This is a genomic window from Bacillus sp. SIMBA_074, assembly GCF_046534555.1.
GTDB classification, from domain to species: Bacteria; Bacillota; Bacilli; order Bacillales; family Bacillaceae_G; genus Bacillus_A; species Bacillus_A mycoides.
Map to the genome: position 1 here is coordinate 246,624 of NZ_JAWRYM010000002.1, position 17,228 is coordinate 263,851.

At 33.7% G+C, this 17,228-nt stretch carries 18 protein-coding genes; 3 read left to right on the forward strand and 15 right to left on the reverse strand.

The window, feature by feature from the left end:
• Positions 1-41 precede the first annotated feature (41 nt).
• The 13 genes from SB773_RS03590 to SB773_RS03650 form a co-directional block, all read right to left on the reverse strand.
• Entirely contained in the window at positions 42-680 is a 639-nt protein-coding gene (locus SB773_RS03590) for an ATP-binding cassette domain-containing protein (protein ID WP_410588611.1), read from the reverse strand.
• 3 nt (positions 681-683) lie between these two features.
• The gene (locus SB773_RS03595; protein WP_060749300.1) at positions 684-1,448 is read right to left on the reverse strand and encodes a hypothetical protein; all 765 of its coding nucleotides are present in this window, start codon (positions 1,446-1,448) and stop codon (positions 684-686) included.
• A gap of 71 nt (positions 1,449-1,519) precedes the next feature.
• The gene (locus tag SB773_RS03600; RefSeq protein ID WP_060749253.1) at positions 1,520-2,215 is read right to left on the reverse strand and encodes a hypothetical protein; all 696 of its coding nucleotides are present in this window, start codon (positions 2,213-2,215) and stop codon (positions 1,520-1,522) included.
• Positions 2,202-2,990 (reverse strand): hypothetical protein, encoded by a 789-nt coding sequence (locus SB773_RS03605; protein ID WP_060749252.1) that lies wholly within the window; start codon positions 2,988-2,990, stop codon positions 2,202-2,204. The genes SB773_RS03600 and SB773_RS03605 overlap by 14 nt, the downstream gene beginning before the upstream one ends.
• A gap of 31 nt (positions 2,991-3,021) precedes the next feature.
• On the reverse strand, positions 3,022-3,606 hold the full coding sequence (locus SB773_RS03610; protein WP_002068272.1) for a hypothetical protein: 585 nt from the start codon (positions 3,604-3,606) through the stop codon (positions 3,022-3,024).
• A gap of 118 nt (positions 3,607-3,724) precedes the next feature.
• Positions 3,725-4,219 (reverse strand): hypothetical protein, encoded by a 495-nt coding sequence (locus SB773_RS03615; RefSeq protein ID WP_002184661.1) that lies wholly within the window; start codon positions 4,217-4,219, stop codon positions 3,725-3,727.
• Between the two features lie 284 nt (positions 4,220-4,503).
• Complete coding sequence (hpf, locus tag SB773_RS03620; protein ID WP_410588614.1) at positions 4,504-5,046, reverse strand: ribosome hibernation-promoting factor, HPF/YfiA family; 543 nt, start codon at positions 5,044-5,046, stop codon at positions 4,504-4,506.
• A 320-nt stretch (positions 5,047-5,366) separates the two neighbouring features.
• Complete coding sequence (gene cspC / locus SB773_RS03625) at positions 5,367-5,564, reverse strand: cold shock protein CspC (RefSeq protein ID WP_001990088.1); 198 nt, start codon at positions 5,562-5,564, stop codon at positions 5,367-5,369.
• A 126-nt stretch (positions 5,565-5,690) separates the two neighbouring features.
• Positions 5,691-6,395 carry a ComFC family protein gene (locus SB773_RS03630; protein ID WP_410588616.1) on the reverse strand — a complete coding sequence of 235 codons (705 nt, stop codon included), beginning with the start codon at positions 6,393-6,395 and terminating at the stop codon, positions 5,691-5,693.
• Entirely contained in the window at positions 6,395-7,744 is a 1,350-nt protein-coding gene (gene comFA / locus SB773_RS03635) for an ATP-dependent helicase ComFA (protein ID WP_410588618.1), read from the reverse strand. The genes SB773_RS03630 and comFA overlap by 1 nt, the downstream gene beginning before the upstream one ends.
• 126 nt (positions 7,745-7,870) lie before the next feature.
• Positions 7,871-9,178, reverse strand: a complete 1,308-nt coding sequence (locus SB773_RS03640) for a C40 family peptidase (protein WP_410588620.1) — start codon at positions 9,176-9,178, stop codon at positions 7,871-7,873.
• A 264-nt stretch (positions 9,179-9,442) separates the two neighbouring features.
• Positions 9,443-9,757 carry a winged helix-turn-helix transcriptional regulator gene (locus SB773_RS03645; protein WP_002089608.1) on the reverse strand — a complete coding sequence of 105 codons (315 nt, stop codon included), beginning with the start codon at positions 9,755-9,757 and terminating at the stop codon, positions 9,443-9,445.
• A 161-nt stretch (positions 9,758-9,918) separates the two neighbouring features.
• Positions 9,919-10,761, reverse strand: coding sequence for a DegV family protein (locus SB773_RS03650; protein WP_002016143.1), 843 nt, complete (start codon positions 10,759-10,761; stop codon positions 9,919-9,921).
• 390 nt (positions 10,762-11,151) lie between these two features.
• Here SB773_RS03650 and SB773_RS03655 point away from each other — a divergent pair, with 390 nt between their 5' ends.
• Positions 11,152-11,787: a YigZ family protein gene (locus SB773_RS03655; RefSeq protein ID WP_002034752.1), complete on the forward strand. Its 636-nt coding sequence runs from the start codon at positions 11,152-11,154 to the stop codon at positions 11,785-11,787.
• Between the two features lie 74 nt (positions 11,788-11,861).
• On the forward strand, positions 11,862-12,989 hold the full coding sequence (locus SB773_RS03660; RefSeq protein ID WP_131246516.1) for an LCP family protein: 1,128 nt from the start codon (positions 11,862-11,864) through the stop codon (positions 12,987-12,989).
• Positions 12,990-13,042: 53 nt separating this feature from the next.
• On the opposite strand, the gene wecB is transcribed toward SB773_RS03660, so the two are convergent.
• Positions 13,043-14,158 (reverse strand): non-hydrolyzing UDP-N-acetylglucosamine 2-epimerase, encoded by a 1,116-nt coding sequence (gene wecB / locus SB773_RS03665; protein ID WP_002034751.1) that lies wholly within the window; start codon positions 14,156-14,158, stop codon positions 13,043-13,045.
• A 75-nt stretch (positions 14,159-14,233) separates the two neighbouring features.
• A complete protein-coding gene (locus SB773_RS03670) occupies positions 14,234-15,604 on the reverse strand; it encodes a UDP-glucose dehydrogenase family protein (protein WP_410588624.1) in 1,371 nt (456 codons plus the stop codon).
• Between the two features lie 451 nt (positions 15,605-16,055).
• Between SB773_RS03670 and SB773_RS03675 the strand changes: the two genes are divergently transcribed.
• A complete protein-coding gene (locus SB773_RS03675; protein ID WP_060749245.1) occupies positions 16,056-17,129 on the forward strand; it encodes a glycosyltransferase family 4 protein in 1,074 nt (357 codons plus the stop codon).
• Positions 17,130-17,228 lie beyond the last annotated feature (99 nt).

Consider the following 17,228-nt stretch of genomic DNA (forward strand, 5'->3'; position numbering starts at 1 on the left):
ACACAATCCAATGATTATTAAGACATGTTTTCTTGTCACTATTAATCTACCAACTTTCCATTATTAACATGTACAATACGATCTACTATTCCATTATCTAGAACATGCACATCATGACTAGCTACAAGAATAGTCGTTCCCTTAGATTTTTCTACTTCCAAAATATCTAAAACATCTTTTATCCCATCACTATCTAAAGCATTAGTTGGCTCGTCTAATAACAATAATTTTGGTCGTTCCATTAAAGCTTGCGCTATCCCTAAACGTTGTTTCATACCTAAAGAGTATCTTTTATACTTTCTCTTATCTGCTTTATCAAGTCCAACCCTTTGAATAATATTATAAATTTCCTCATCAGAAATTTTATTGTTAATCGATGCTAAAAATTTCAAGTTCTGAAAACCAGTATACCCTGGAATAAAACTTGGATATTCAATCAATATTCCCATAGAATCAGGAAATTGCTTTTGTTTTCCAATCATTTTATTATCTATATAAACAAATCCAGAATCCAAACGCATTAACCCTGATATAGCTCGTAAAATCATCGTTTTACCAGAGCCATTATGCCCCTTCAAAACTAAAAACTCGCCTTTTTTTATCGATAAACTAATATTATCTAACACAATATTTCCTTTTAATTTTTTCATCATACATTCACATTTAATATAATTGTCCATAAATTATTCACCTATCACATCTAGTTTTTTAAAACAAAAACTACCTAATAAAATCATTACAACAACAATTACTACTCCTATTAAAAGTAAATCATTACATTGAATAGATTGATTATTACCTAAAGTCAATTGAATTGAACTGTGATCAACAAAATACCAGCGATTTGGCATAACAAAAGAGCCTAAAAAACAAATACTATGAAAGAAAATAGACATAAATAGGTACATCAACATCAGTACAAAAACAATAGTTATTGGTATATAAAACGTTAAAAACTCAAAAATTAAAGCTAATAAAAAGCTTATGATTATTTGAATTAGCATAGTACCTAATATTTTATACGAAAATTGACTATATAAATTTAAAAAAGAATACTCGCCAAAAGAAAGCAAATAGTAAACAGTAAACCAAAGAAAATACATAACAATCCAAATACTAATTATATAAAAGAACAAAGATAGTATTTTCGTTAACCAAAGAAAATGCTTCTTCTTAACACGAGGAAATAAATAAACACCATTCTGTTGAATATCTGAAAAAGCAAAATTCCCTACAAGCAACAAAGGAGTGATTTGAAAAAAAACCCAATAAAAAGGGATAGAAAATCGCCCCTCCTTATAAAAGTGAGATAAATCAACAAAGTCTACTCCATGAAAAAATCGATAAAAGGTAACATCTACTAATACAGGTTCTTTACCATTAATAAGAGACTGATTGTATAAAAAAGTAAATACAATCATAGCGTAAATTAAGAATAAAAAAGCCATTATCTTGATGGAATCTCTAAACCTTACATGTAAATCTCTTTTTAACAAATGATATAAAATCATAATGTAAACTAGATCACCTCTGTTTCATCATTCATAGAAATATAACTTTTTTTAGATAAAATCCATACACTTATAAAAAAGATAGAAAAACATCCAAATAAACGTATAAATAAACCCGTAGCATCTTCAAACACATTTATATAAAAAACATTTGTAAATAAAAATCCATGTAATATAAATCTATCTAGTAAAACAGCAGTGATCATACATATTATTGCAAGTAAACTAGGTAAAAATAATTGCAACAAAGCACTTATCATACATATGAAAATATTCGCAAATAATTGAATGCAAAATAATAATGGATAATTCACAGAAATACTATTTACAGCCATCATATTTGACATCAAAAATAACTGTAAAATCATACTCCCCGCAAAAAAACAAACGAAAACTAATAATTTTAAATAATATATAGAAACTAATTTCAATGCATTATTCACTCTATAAACAACATAAATACTAAAAAAATTCGACATAGAATATACAGAAAAAACGATTGTTAAAGGAATAAATATAGTTGATAAATTATAAAACGACATAACCTTATACAAAGTTTCCAATTCATTCATTTTCTCTTTTACAATTCCAGGTTCAAAATAATTGAACAAACAACCAATGATACTGACATTAAGTAAAAAGAGAATACTTAACCAAACATATTTCATCCTTATAGTTTCTTTCATTACATTATAAAAGAACATGCTTCCTACTCCCCCGTAAATAAAGAACTACAGAGCAAAACCAAATACATAACAGTACACTAAGAAAAATTTGTAATTCAAAAAAGCCGAAATCTTTAATTAAATAATCCTTAGGATTGAGAATCCCTTTTCCAATACCAAGCCAAAAAATATGTAAAACAAATGGAACTAAATAAATAAAATAAACTCGTTTTATAAAAAACGAAACTGATAAAGCCACACTTGAAAAAACTGCACCGTATAAACCATTTAAAAATACATACATTAGAAAATATAAAGTAGGGTACTCATAATAAACTATATGAAATTGAGCTGTTGGTGAAACAGTAGAAGCCATATAATTTAATATTGGATGCGGAGCAACTGTTGGATAAGTCATTGCATATAAATAAAAGTTAAATAGTAAAGGGACACTTATAATAAAAAAAGATACAATGAAATTCATAAAATAAAGTAGCTTAAAATAATAACCTGTTCCCATTTTAGAAATAACAGGATAAATAAACCCATAATTTTTATCAATTCTATAAATCCCTGCTACAGCCATTGCAGAAAGCATAGGAAATATAAGTAGATAAAACTCACTATAAAACGATAATCTAGTAAAATATAAAATATTAGACAAATATGGGGATACCTTTATAATCCCATCATCGTTAAATCCTTTAGTTGTTACACACATAGCAATATATTGAGCAATAACAATTATTAACATAATAAATAAAGACAACCAAAACATCCTACCTTTTAAAATCCTTCCTAAAAAGTAACTCATCTATAGCTCCTCCATAAACCATTAATTAAATTTAAATCTTTTTTAATATGAATAATTGATCCGCAACACCATAACATTTATTTTCTTTATTTAACCAAATATAACGAAAAGAAACATTTGCTCTCTCTCCTTCAAATTTAGGAAACTCAACTTCATACTGATAAACATCATACTGATAAACACCATTTGCATCTTTTCTTTGTACACTCTTAACTTCTTGTTTCCACTGAATTACTTTTCCATCAATTTGTTCAATCCGTCCCAAAAGATACGTTGGTTTTTTCTTATTCGTAACACCCGTTAAAAAAACATAATAATTTTCTGGTATAACTCCTGACTTTAAATTTTTATCTAAAAGCTTATCTTCTATTGCAATATCATTTCTATCTATTTGACCTTGAAAGAAATCATTACCATTTTCATTCCCGAAAAATACTTGTTCATAAATAGTATTTTTCTTAATTTCTTGCAACTGAATACTTTTTAAATTTCCTTTTTCCGTTAAAGTATCTTCAATATTTACAATAGGTTCATCTACTTTCTTTTGACAAGAAACTAAGAAACTAATACTCAATATAAAAAAACAAACTAAAATATATTTTGAAATAAGTTTCATTACAGCTCCTCCTATTTTTAAAAATTAAATAGCAGAAAAAGTCGTATAATCTAGATTAGAAACTATACGACTTTTTCTAGCGCTACAAAATAAATAATTTCAATTTATAATTTCTAAATCAATATTCGATGTAAGGTCCATTAGGTCTTACACTATCAGGGCTCCAAGCAGTAGGATAAGCATTATTTTCTCTAGAATAACCACCAAATCTAACAGGAACATTTTTCCCATAGTTTTCATATGCATAATTTTTGAAAAGATATGTTTTACCTGGTTGCACTTCTCCTTCATGCTTACCTGAATCACCTGAAACATTTACCCATTTTCTATTTTCTGCATTTTTATTTTTATCCGCTTCTGTCCAAACGTTGAAAGAACCACCGCCCTTCTCACTGCTCTTCACACGCATATACATAGAAGTATCATTCTCTTTAGGACGTGCATTAGTATAATCATATGCATTCCAAAGTCTAAAGGTAAATTCCACATGATCATCCCTTGTATTAGCCTTAGTATCAGCCTTGGCCGGTTCGGTTAAAGCAAAAGTACTAGCTAAAATACCTAAAGATAAAACAGATCCAAACATAAAACGACTTTTTTTCTTAATACTCACTAAAAACACCTCCGATAATTTGTAGCATTATATTGATTTTATTTTTTCACTGAAGAAATAAAATCAATATAATGAAATATTAGGATATCAAAGCCGAAATGCACTATCAATTAATTTCAGGAAACTTAATATTTTATTTACAATTATAAAATATTGTTAAATTAAACAAAATTAGTATACTCCTAACAAGGAAATACTTGTGGCGATAATCACATTCAAGATCTCAATACAATAACTAAAATATATAAAAAAGCGCAGCCTCATTTGGCTGCGCCTTCGAATTATTATTTAGTTTCGATTAAACCATATTTCCCGTCTTTACGGCCATATACAACATTAGTTTCATTTGTATCCGCATTTGTGAAGACGAAGAAATTATGTCCTAGCATATCCATTTGTAAGATCGCTTCTTCAACGTCCATCGGTTTTAAATCGAATCGTTTTGTACGTACAAGTTCTAATTCATCCTCTTCTACCGCATCCAGAACAGCTACTGCTTCTGGAAGAATAAAGTTAGTTTTAATAGAACCCTTTTCACGTAATTTACGGTTTACTTTTGTTTTATGTTTACGAATTTGTCGCTCAATTTTATCAACTACTAAATCAATCGCAGCGTACATATCGCTATTTGTTTCTTCTGCACGAAGTAATAAATCTGTAAATGGAATTGTTACCTCGATACGTTGCTTGTCAGAGTATACTTTTAAGTTAACCTTAATCTCTGGGAATGTATCAAAATAACGCTCTAATTTACTTAGTTTTTTCTCTACATATTCCTTTAATGCTGGAGTTACTTCAATATTTTCACCACGAATGTTGAATTTCATAGATGAATTCCTCCTTTCAAGCCTATGTACTATAATTTCGACATTGGCTTAAAAACTCCTTCTAATTTTTAAAAAAAATTAGTGGAATTGCGATTTTTTTATCGTTTTTTGTTGAAATGAAAAGATGCATCGTTTCTATCCTTATTTTATCCTATTAACATCGTGAATAACGAATGTAACTGTGGACAATTAGTTACAGAAAAGAAACAACTTTTTGACAACTCCTCCAAAACAAAAAAGCCCTTGTTACGAGCAAGAGCTTTCGCCATCTATATAATGCTGCTAAAAATACAGCTCTATCTTTTCCAAAAACTTAATTTTTACAGTTTCACAACATTAGCCGCTTGTGGCCCACGTGCTCCATCAACAATATCAAACTCCACTTGTTGACCTTCTTCTAACGACTTATACCCATCTTGTTGAATAGCAGAAAAATGAACAAACACATCGTCACCATCTTCACGCTCAATAAACCCAAATCCCTTTTCTGCATTGAACCATTTTACTCGTCCTTGCATGTTCATTCCATTCCCTTCACTCTTAAAATCAGGGCATTCGCCCCATATTCTGACTATAGCGAATGACAAGACTGTAAGTCAAAGAAGACCTGTCGTCTTTTTATTACTCCTTTCGACATTCACATATTAACCTCTACAAAGCGTCAAACAAGAAACTTCTCTCGCTCCTCGATCATACAAAAGGCTTCCAACTTGCCTGACAGTAATTCCTGTCGTATACACATCATCCACAATTAAAACATGTTGCTCATGAAACAGCTCTTCTCCCTGAAAATAAAAAGGATTAACTCCCGATATCCTTTCTTTACGCTTCTTCTTACTTTGTTTTTCTGTTTCTATTCTTCTTAATGATGTACAAAACATTTTGATAGGCAAACAAGAAGCTAGTAACTCCGCTTGATTAAAACCACGCTCGTATTCTCGCTCTTCACTAAGAGGAACCGGAATGGCAACTGAAACATTCGCAAAATATTTTTGAAAAAGACTTCGAAAAGGCTGATGAAAAATATGCACTAATTCAGCATCTCCTCGAAATTTAAACTGTGCTAATATTTCTTTCATCCCTTCATCATACACATGCAACGAACGATTTATGAGAGACGGAAACCTCTGCTCGTTCGTCCACTTTATGCAGTCCATACAAATATCCCCGTTTTTATATTCAGCTGGTACAAGTTCTAAAGGCCGACCACACTCCTTGCAAATATCTCCTATAATATAGGAAAGTTTTTGTTCACATCTATCACATATATACTTTTTATGAAGCTTAACAAAAAAAGTGTACCAACTAATCGCATATGAAATATACTCATCACAAAGTAGACAATGCATCAATCTATCAATCCTTGTTCTTTAGCATTCTTATTCATACTTTGAATATGTTTTTTCGCACGCACCATCGCCTCTGTCTTTCCATAATGAAAATAGATAACATCTCCATGCGGTTCATCAGAGCTTCTGCCAGCACGCCCTGCAATTTGAACGAGAGCACTTTCTGAAAATATTTCTTCCTCAGCTCCTAAAACTGCAACTTGTAAATTTTTCACAGTTACTCCTCGTTCCAAAATCGTCGTCGTAACTAATAAAGGAATTTCTCCCTTTCGAAAAGCCGCTACCTTTTCTTTTCTCTTCGGATCTTCTGCATGCACACCGTCAATTTGACTGTTTTTTAATTTTAATAACAAGCTGATTTCTTCTACGTATCGTATATGGGGAACAAATAGAAAAATGGGATATTGTTTATCTAAGTACATGTTTAGCCATTGTAATACGGCTCGAGGGATTTTGTTACGCATGAGGTCTTTTTTCCAATTTCCGCACCATCGAAATGCTGGAACTGGCAACGGATGACGATGATAACGTCCTGAAATAATAACCCCTTTTTGCTTACCACTTCGCAACTTACGCTTCCACTTTTCATCTGGAGTTGCAGTTAAATAAATACGTGCTGCCTCCTCTTTCGTCGCTTCGTTTACTGCATACTGCAACATCTTATCTGCATGATACGGAAAAGCATCTATCTCATCTACAATCATGACATGGAACGCCCTATAATAACGTAACAATTGATGTGTAGTTGCAACGATTAACGCCGCATCTTTTTCTCGGTCTAAACTCCCTCCGTATAAAGCAGCTACATTTATATTTGGAAACACTTCTTGTAATCTTGGTGCTAATTCAAGTACAACGTCCGTTCTCGGCGTTGCAATACAAACTCTTTCTCCCTTTTTTAGTGCCTCTGCAATTCCGCGAAACAACATTTCTGTTTTTCCAGCCCCGCACACCGCCCAAATAAAAAATGATTCTTTCTGCTTAACAGCGTCAACGACACTTTGCGCAGCTAACTCCTGACCGTCAGACAAAACGCCTTCCCACTGTAACGGATTCAAATAACTTTCTCCGCTTATTTCAGCAATCCCGCGAACAAGTACAGTACATTCACTTACCCTGCCCATCGTTATACATTTCCGGCAATACGTACATACTTCATTGCACCTTTTACATAGCAATGATGCAAACAGTCGCTGCTCTATATTTCCGCAACGCTGGCACATATATTTTGAAGATTTCTTAATTACCCCTTGTACACAAACGACTTCTCGATTCTTTTTCAAATGATCCAATTTATCCTGCAAGTCTGAAGAAAGTTCTTCTAATAGTAACTGTTTCCCGGCTAACATCATAAACCACCTCTAGCACTACTATAAATCCTTCTCTTTATCTCGTAAAAACTCAAAAAAGCCGATAACCTACTTATAAAATAGTAAGCTATCGACTTTATACACGTTTTTATTCAATTATAAATCCTATAATCTACCGTAACCTAAGAAATGTTTTTGGTTGTAGCTACTGCTTAAGCTAGCGTAAGCAATCCCTTTATCACCTGCATGAATCATCTGGTCGTTACCAACGTAAATACCGATGTGAGATGGACCTGCTTTATAAGTACCTTGGAAGAATACTAAATCTCCAGGTTGTGGGCTACTTACTTTCGAAACTGAGTTCCAGTAACCTGCAACGTCTTGACGACCTACACCATAAATGTAAGAAATAAATCCACTACAGTCAAAACCACCGTTTGATGGAGATGCACTTCCCCAAACATATGGCATATTTAGGTATTGTTGTGCTTTACCAATCACACCAGGAGCTGGTGGAGTTGGCTCTGGTTTTTTGTTTTCTTGTTTAGGTGTCTCTTTTTTAGGCTCTTCTTTTTTAGGTTCTTCTTTTTGAGCTTGTCCAGCATTGTTTGCTGGTGCAGCTTGTTCTGCAGGCGCTTGCGCTGGTGCAGCTTGTTGAGCTTGTGCTTCTTTAGCAGCTTGTTCTGCTTGTTTTTGAGCAGCAGCTTCTTGTGCCGCTTTTGCTTGCGCTTCTTCTTCCGCAATACGTTGTAATTGCAGTGCTTGTTTCTCAAGATCTTGCAATTGACTTTCCGTACTTGTCATTGTAGTTACAACTGTATCTATTTTACCACTTAAATCGTTTACTGCTGTTGCTTTTTTCTCTTTTTCAACGTCAAGTTCTTTCTTAGCAGTTTCAATTTGAGCTTGTGCTTCTTTTAATTCTTTTTGTTTTTCTTTTACTGTCTCAACATCTTTTTTCACGTTCGTTTGATCTTCTTGTTGTGTTTTCATGATATCTTCGTCAGATTCCATAATTTTAGACACAGAAGCTAAACGATCAACTAAATCTGCAACGTTTTTAGAGTTTACAAGAACTTCTGTTACAATGTTCGTATTTGGCTGTTCTTGTAGTGCAACTAAACGTTTTCTTAATAACTCTTCACGTTTTGCAATCTTTGTTTGTAGTTCTGCAATATCTTTATTTTTATTTTCGATTAATTGCTCCGTATCAGAAACTTTTTTTGTTGTTTCATCAAGTTTTGAAGCGTTCTCTTGAACAGACTTATCCAAACCTTGGATTGTTTTGTTTAAGTCATTCATTTGTTTTTGTAATTCATCACGTTCTTGTTGTTGTTTATGTAAAGTATCATTTTGTGTGTTAATTTGTGATTTCACGTCAGAAATTTTATCTTCTGCAAATACATTTGGTGTTAGCCCAGAAAACATTAACCCTGCAACTAATGCGCAAGATGCCATTTTTAGCTTTTTCATTTTATTTTTTACACCGCTTTCTTTTTTTCATTTTCCGTATATAACCTATTAAAATTTATACCATAATTCGGGAGTTTTTTTGCTAATGTTACGGTTTTGTAAAATAAATGTAATATTACATTTATCTCTATAGCAAAGTATATCTAAATTTGTATATATATGTAGAATTTTAAGAGCCTTACACCGTTTTTTATAGGATTGAAAAAAAACGTAAGGGAACCCCTTACGTTTTGAAAATACTCCAATATGAATGAAATAGAAACGTTACTTCATCCATTTCTCAGCCCAATTTTGGACCTCATCCATAACACTTTCCAACGCTTTCCCTTTATCAGTTACACCGTACTCGATTCTAACTGGTACTTCTGGGTAAACATTACGAACTACAATACCTTCGCCTTCTAATTCCTTTAAACGTTCTGACAACATACGATCGCTCATATTCGGTATAATATCTGCGATTTCTCTGAAACGTTTCGGCTCTTCGAGCAAAGATTTAATAATTAAGCCAGTCCATTTCTTACTAAGCATTGTAAAAGCTGACTCAAACTTTGGACATAAACAAGAATTATGCTCCATATGTTTCACCTCTCTTCTATTATAATATAGTTTCTTGTAAAAAGTAAGTAATAAAACTTTCCTCATTATTAATTTTACATACATTTTACCATTTCCAAATATTAACTTGTCAAATCCCCGTAAAAAAACCCTCTTCAAGTAAGAGAGCTTTTATATCTTTATCACTTCGTATACCAACCTAAACCAAGCGCACCTTCACCTAAATGCGTCCCAATTACAGCTCCGAAATAACTCGTACGAATTGTAACATGAGGGTATATCTCTTCTAATTCTTGTTTCCATTCATTAGCTTCCTCTTCACGATTCGCATGAATAATAACAGCTTCCATAGGCACACCTTTATTTGCCTGCTCATCAAAGATTTCAACGATACGCTTTAACGCTTTTTTACGCGTACGAATTTTTTCGAATGGAATAATTACTTTATCTCTAAAGTATAATACTGGTTTTACTTGTAACAAACTACCGATGAAAGCTTGTGCACTATTTAATCTTCCACCACGTTGTAAATGATGTAAATCATCCACTACAAAATAAGCATCCATCGTTTGCTTCATTTCATCAAAGCGAGCGATAATCTCTTCTGGGGCTTTCCCTTCACTTACTAATTTTGCCCCTTCACGCACGTAAAACCCTTGTACTTCACAACTAATTTCAGAGTCGTACGTATATACATCAATACCATCTACCATCTGTCCAGCTGCCGTTGCTGTTTGATATGTACCACTAATTCCACTGGAAAGGTGAATGCTAATAACTGCATCATATTCTTTAGATAACTCTTCATATAACTCTAAAAACTTTCCAATTGCTGGTTGCGAAGTTTTCGGAAGTTCTTCTTGTTCACGTACTTTTATATAAAAATCATTTGCTGAAACTTCAGCCTCTTCTTGATAAGATTCCGTTCCAAACACAACGTTTAATGGAATCATATATATATTGAGTTCGTCACGAATATGCTTCGGTATATATGCTGTACTATCGGTAACAATAGCTGTTTTCATTTTCGTACCTGCCTTATAAAAAATTTTTATCCCCTAATTTTACACGAAAACTAGAAAAGGTGCATCCATACATAAAAATGCCGATTAGAAACTACAATCACCCGCTCGACAAATTACAACAAAAAGATAAAGTGAAACTTTAATCAGTGGGGGTTTTGTTCATCCCCCACTGATTATTAGTTGAACCAATCGGGCTTTTACGGGCAGTTGACCTCCCACCTAACTTCTTTGCTCCAGCTGAATTTTGAGGTGGGAGTCTTACTGCCCGTTAATGCGGGATAAAATACTCACCAAAAATTTCAACATATTTGTAAAAAATGTTTGAATATAAAAACGCTCGCTTTTAAAATGTAAAGTACTAGTTATTTTGAAAGATAGGGGCGTATACCATTGTTATTACAATATTTAACAATAAAAGGCTATGGAGAGCACGAAATTGTGATTCAAAAATCAAGATTCATTTGCTATGTGAATCGCGCCACAACGGAAGAGGAAGCTCAAGCATTTATACAAAAAATAAAAAAACAGCATTGGAATGCAACACATAATTGTTCCGCATATTTAATCGGTGAACAAGATCAAATTCAAAAGGCAAACGATGACGGCGAACCGAGCGGCACAGCTGGTGTACCTATGTTAGAGGTATTAAAAAAGCGAGGTCTAAAGGATACTGTCGTTGTCGTCACGCGCTATTTTGGTGGCATTAAACTTGGTGCTGGTGGATTAATTCGCGCATATGGAAAATGTACAAGTGAAGGACTTAATCACGTAGGCGTTGTTGAGCGAAAACTAATGCGCGTTATGGAAACAGAAATTGATTACACATTGCTTGGCAAAGTTGAAAATGAATTACGTAATTCAGAATATAACATTAAAGATATACATTATCTAGAAAACGTCACATTCGATACGTATGTAGAAGAAAATCGAAAACAAACATTTACAGATTGGATGATTGAATTAACAAACGGGAAGTGTACAATTAAAGAAGGAGATATGTTGTACTTAGAACAAGGTGTTATCTAAGAATAGCTAACTTATCGCCTTTAAATATTAATGTAGTGAATTAATTCCCTACAAATGAACTAAGGAGATTATATATGGAAGAACGTGATTATCATCTCCAAAATAGCAGAATAAAAAAGAAACGTAGAAGAAAGTTTTTCTTCTTTCTTATTTTCGCATTTTTATTTGGTAGCGTAGGACTTTATATGTTAAATTCCTACACTTCTCTCATGGGGATGTACAGTGGATTTAGCCGTGAAAAATCTAAATTACGAGCAGAAGATGTGGAAATCACAAAAAAACCTTTCACAATACTAATTATGGGTATTGAGGATTACGCAACAGATGGTCAAAACGGCCGAACAGATTCACTCATGTTCGCGACAGTTAATCCCAACTCAAAAAAGGTTTCACTTATGAGTATCCCACGCGATTCTCGTGTTAAGATTGTTGGCAAAAATAAAGAAGACAAAATTAACGCTGCCCATGCTTACGGTGGAGAAAAAATGGCAATCGACACCGTCGAAGAGTTTTTAAAAGTTCCTGTTGATCATTATATTAAAATTGATTTCCAAGGATTTAAAGGTATCGTTGATGCTGTTGACGGTATTACCGTTGATGTCCCCTTCGATTTCTGGGAACGCTCTGACGTGGATTACTATAAAAAAATCCAATTTAAACAAGGTCAACAGAACTTAAATGGTGAAGAAGCACTCGCATACGTCCGTATGCGAAAGCAAGATCCTAACGGTGATTATGGTCGAGCTGCTAGACAAAGACAAGTACTGGCTGCTGTTGCCCAAAAGCTAAACTCTGCTTCTACCGTATTTAAAATTAAAGATTTAACAAAGGTAGTTGGAAAATATATAAAAACCGATATTCCTATTTCAGACGGACTTGCTCTTTACAATAAAATCTCTGGATTCGACCCTTCTACAATACAAACGTTAAAACTTGAAGGAGAAGACAGAAAAATTGGCGGTATTTATTACTTCCTTCCAGATCCAATCAGTGTAGAGACTGTACGTAACGAAATTGAAAAGGAAATAGGAGAAAAAGCAAAAGTTCCAACAGAGACTACGAAAAATGAGAATACAAATTCCGATTCAAATTCTAACTCCAGCGCAAAAGCAAAGAAGGAGCCGAGTGAGAACAAAACACCACCGCCTCCTCCCCCTTCTACAAATGCTCATGCAGAGTGGATTATGAGGAATCATGAATAAAAAAAGAGCCAAATCGTATACGATTTGGCTCTTTTTTTTTCACGCAATTGTTGTTACTTCTTAAAGTGTTGTAAAATCGCTTCTACAATACGCTCAGATGCACGACCATCGCCGTAAGGGTTAGATGCTTTCGTCATCTTATCATGAGCTTCTTTATCAGATAACAACTCATCAGCAAGACCAAAGATTGTCTCTTCATCTGTTCCTGCTAATTTCAGCGTACCTGCTTCGATACCTTCTGGGCGTTCCGTCGTATCACGAAGGACAAGGACTGGCACACCTAGTGATGGTGCTTCCTCTTGTACACCACCAGAATCAGTTAACATTAAGTATGAACGAGCTGCAACGTTATGGAAATCAATTACATCTAACGGCTCAATTAAATGAATACGGCTATGCTCGCCTAAAATATCATTCGCTATTTCGCGAACAACAGGATTCATATGAACAGGGTATACAACTTGTACATCTTCGTGCTTATCAACAAGACGCTTAATTGCACGGAACATATTGCGCATTGGTTCTCCTAAATTTTCACGACGGTGTGCTGTCATAAGTACAAGACGATCATTTCCAAGTTTCTCTAACACCGAATGGCTATAAGTTTCTTTTACAGTTGTCTTCAGTGCATCGATCGCTGTATTTCCTGTTACGAAAATGCGTGACTCATCTTTATTTTCTTTTTGTAAGTTCGTTGCTGATTTTGTTGTAGGTGAGAAATGAAGATCCGCCATTACACCTGTTAGTTGGCGATTCATCTCTTCTGGATATGGAGAATACTTATCCCATGTACGAAGTCCTGCTTCAACATGTCCTACTGGAATTTGATTATAGAAAGCAGCTAAGCTTGCAATAAATGTCGTCGTTGTATCACCATGCACAAGTACGATATCAGGCTTCGCTTCTTTCATTACTTTATCTAAACCTTCTAAACCACGTGTTGTAATATCGATTAACGTTTGACGATCTTTCATGATATTCAAATCGAAATCTGGCGTAATTCCAAAGATATTTAATACTTGATCTAACATTTGACGGTGTTGTGCTGTTACAGTCACAATTGATTCAATCTTTTCTGGGTGCTTTTGCAACTCTAATACAAGAGGTGCCATTTTAATTGCTTCTGGTCGTGTCCCGAAAATTGTCATTACTTTTAAACGTTCAGTCATTTCATTGCCTCTTTTCTTTCACTAGTTAAAACTTCTATTATCGCATATAAAAATATGCATGTGAAAATACATTTTTTAACGCACCTGAGATACATTACTATTACAGACGTCTTTTCGCCCAACTGAGTAATAATCTAATCCATGCTTCTCGGCATCCTCATTAGTATAACAATTTCTCCCATCAAATAGAATAGGTTCCCTCATAAGCTGTGCATACTTTTCTAGCGGATAATTTCGAATTGATTCCCATTCTGTTACGATAAAAACTGCATGCGCCTCTCTAATCGATTCATCTATACACTCAGCGTATCGTATCGTATTTCCAAATAAACTTCTTACATTTTGAATAGCTTGTGGGTCATATAAAACCACATCCGCACCCATATTAATTAATTCTTCTATTATAATAAGAGATGGTACTTCCCTAATATCGTCAGTATTCGGTTTGAATGCTGCACCAAGAACCGCAATTCGCTTCTTCTTCATATCTATAATTTTCTTCGCTTTTTCAACTAACAACAACTGTTGTTTATTATTCACTTCAATGACTGCTTTCAACAAGCGAAAATCATGAGAAACATTCCCTGCAATTTGCACAAGTGCTTTCGTATCTTTTGGAAAACAAGATCCTCCATATCCGATGCCTGCATTTAAAAAAGATGCACCAATTCTCTTATCCATCCCCATCCCTGTAGCTACATCTACTATATCTGCACCCACTTGCTCACATATATTAGAAATTTCATTAATAAAACTAATCTTCGTAGCTAAAAAAGCATTAGATGCATATTTAATCATCTCAGCACTTCGAATATCTGTAATATACGTTTGTAAGCTTAATTTACTGTACAAATTCTCTACTTTCCTTGCAGCTTCTTCACTACATGCTCCAATTACGATACGATCACCCTGAAAAAAATCATAAATACCAGAACCTTCTCTTAAAAACTCTGGATTCGATACAATATATAATTCATGTCTACCTTGTAGTTTCCCCTCAATCCATTCTCTCATTACATCATTTGTCCCTACAGGAACCGTACTTTTCGTAACAACAATAATATCGTTATTCACATATGTTCCAATATCATCACAAGCACTACGAATATACGTTAAATCTGCTGTTCCATCTAATAAAGATGGCGTTCCAACTGCAATAAATATAAACTCTACATCATTAAATGCCGTTGATTTACTTGCTGTAAAAGTTAAATGATTATTCTCGTATGCTTCATTTATTAATTCATTTAATCCACATTCATAAATAGGTAACTCGCCTTGTTTAATCCGTTCAATTTTTTCACTATTTATATCGAAACATGTGACTGAATGTCCCAATCTCGCCAATCCTACTCCCGTAATCAATCCAACATATCCGGTACCTATTATCGTAATTTTCATTTTCCTTTCGCACAGGAATATACATAAGAAAATATACGAATACACAGAATTCTCCCTGTGCTTCCCCCTCTCACACTAAAAATGAGAAAACTCTTTCACTTCTTTATTATATGAATTGTTTTTTTATTATTTTTTAAGATTTTGTAAAGTTAAATGATGCAATATATACAAAATGTAAATTCCCACATTTTAACACGGAACTTACTCAATTTTACGTGCAACACTTATAATACGGAAACAAAAGTCATCGCTATATGAGAGGGAGGTACAATGTCACATTACAAGCCACAATATGAGATCAACCTTCTCTAAGGACACAACATTCCATATCCAATTGTCATATATTCTATTCACTCCCCTTTACAGCCAAAAGAAAAAAAGATTGAATTCTAATCTTTTTGTGATACCATATGTTATGAGCCTGTAAATAAACATCATAATTTTCAGATAAATACAATTAGAAAAATTACGTTAAACTATAAAGGGTGGGGTATTAATGGACTCACAAGTGATTTATGCCATTTTGGCATCTTTCATCACTGTACTCGTCGTTACTCCTTTAGTTATTAAATTAGCTTTCAAAATAGGAGCAACAGACAAGCCAAATGCGCGTAAAGTACACCAAAAAATTATGCCTCGTCTTGGCGGGTTAGCAATTTTCATCGGTGTAGCCGTAGGATTTGTTGTCGGTGGATTATACGAACAAAGAATGCTATCGATAACTTTAGGTGCTATCATCATTGTTATCATCGGGATTTTAGATGATATGTACGAACTATCTGCGAGGGTAAAATTCGGTGGACAACTATTAGTTGCCATCATGATTGTCAAAAGTGGATTATTAGTGCAAATATTATATATCCCAATTTTCGGAGATACTGAACTCGGGTGGCTTGCTTATCCAATTACAGTATTTTGGATTGTCGGTATTACAAATGCCATCAACTTAATTGATGGATTAGATGGATTATCCGCAGGGATTTCATCTATCGTACTTGCAACGCTAGCATATATGGCCTTCACTAGCCCATCGGGTACTGGAGCAGCTATTATATTACCTCTAGCACTGATTACATTAGCAAGTACAATTGGATTTTTATTCTACAACTTCCATCCAGCAAAAATTTTCATGGGAGATACAGGAGCACTATTTTTAGGATACTGTATTTCTGTTATATCGTTACTTGGATTATACAAAAGCGTAACGTTATTCAGTTTTATCGTTCCAATCATTATTTTAGGTGTACCTATATTTGATACGACATTTGCAATTATCCGCCGTATCGTAAATAAAAAGCCTATTTCAGCACCTGATAAATCGCATTTACATCACCGTTTGCTTGCAATGGGATTCTCTCATCGTAAAACGGTACTAATTATTTACGCATTGGGTATTTTCTTTAGTGTAAATGCAATTATTTTCAGTAGTGCAACATTATGGTTATCCATTATTCTTCTTTTCATTTTAATCTTCTTTACAGAAATCATTGCTGAAGTAATCGGTCTTGTACACGAACGTTACAAACCAATTATTTCCTTCTATAAAAAAGTGAAAAAGCGCGAAGACTAATTGTAGTATAGCCTTTACTATTATGAAATATTCAAATAGCATCCTCTTTTCATAAGAGGATGCTATTTTTTATTTTTTAATCCTTATTCCCCATTTCCA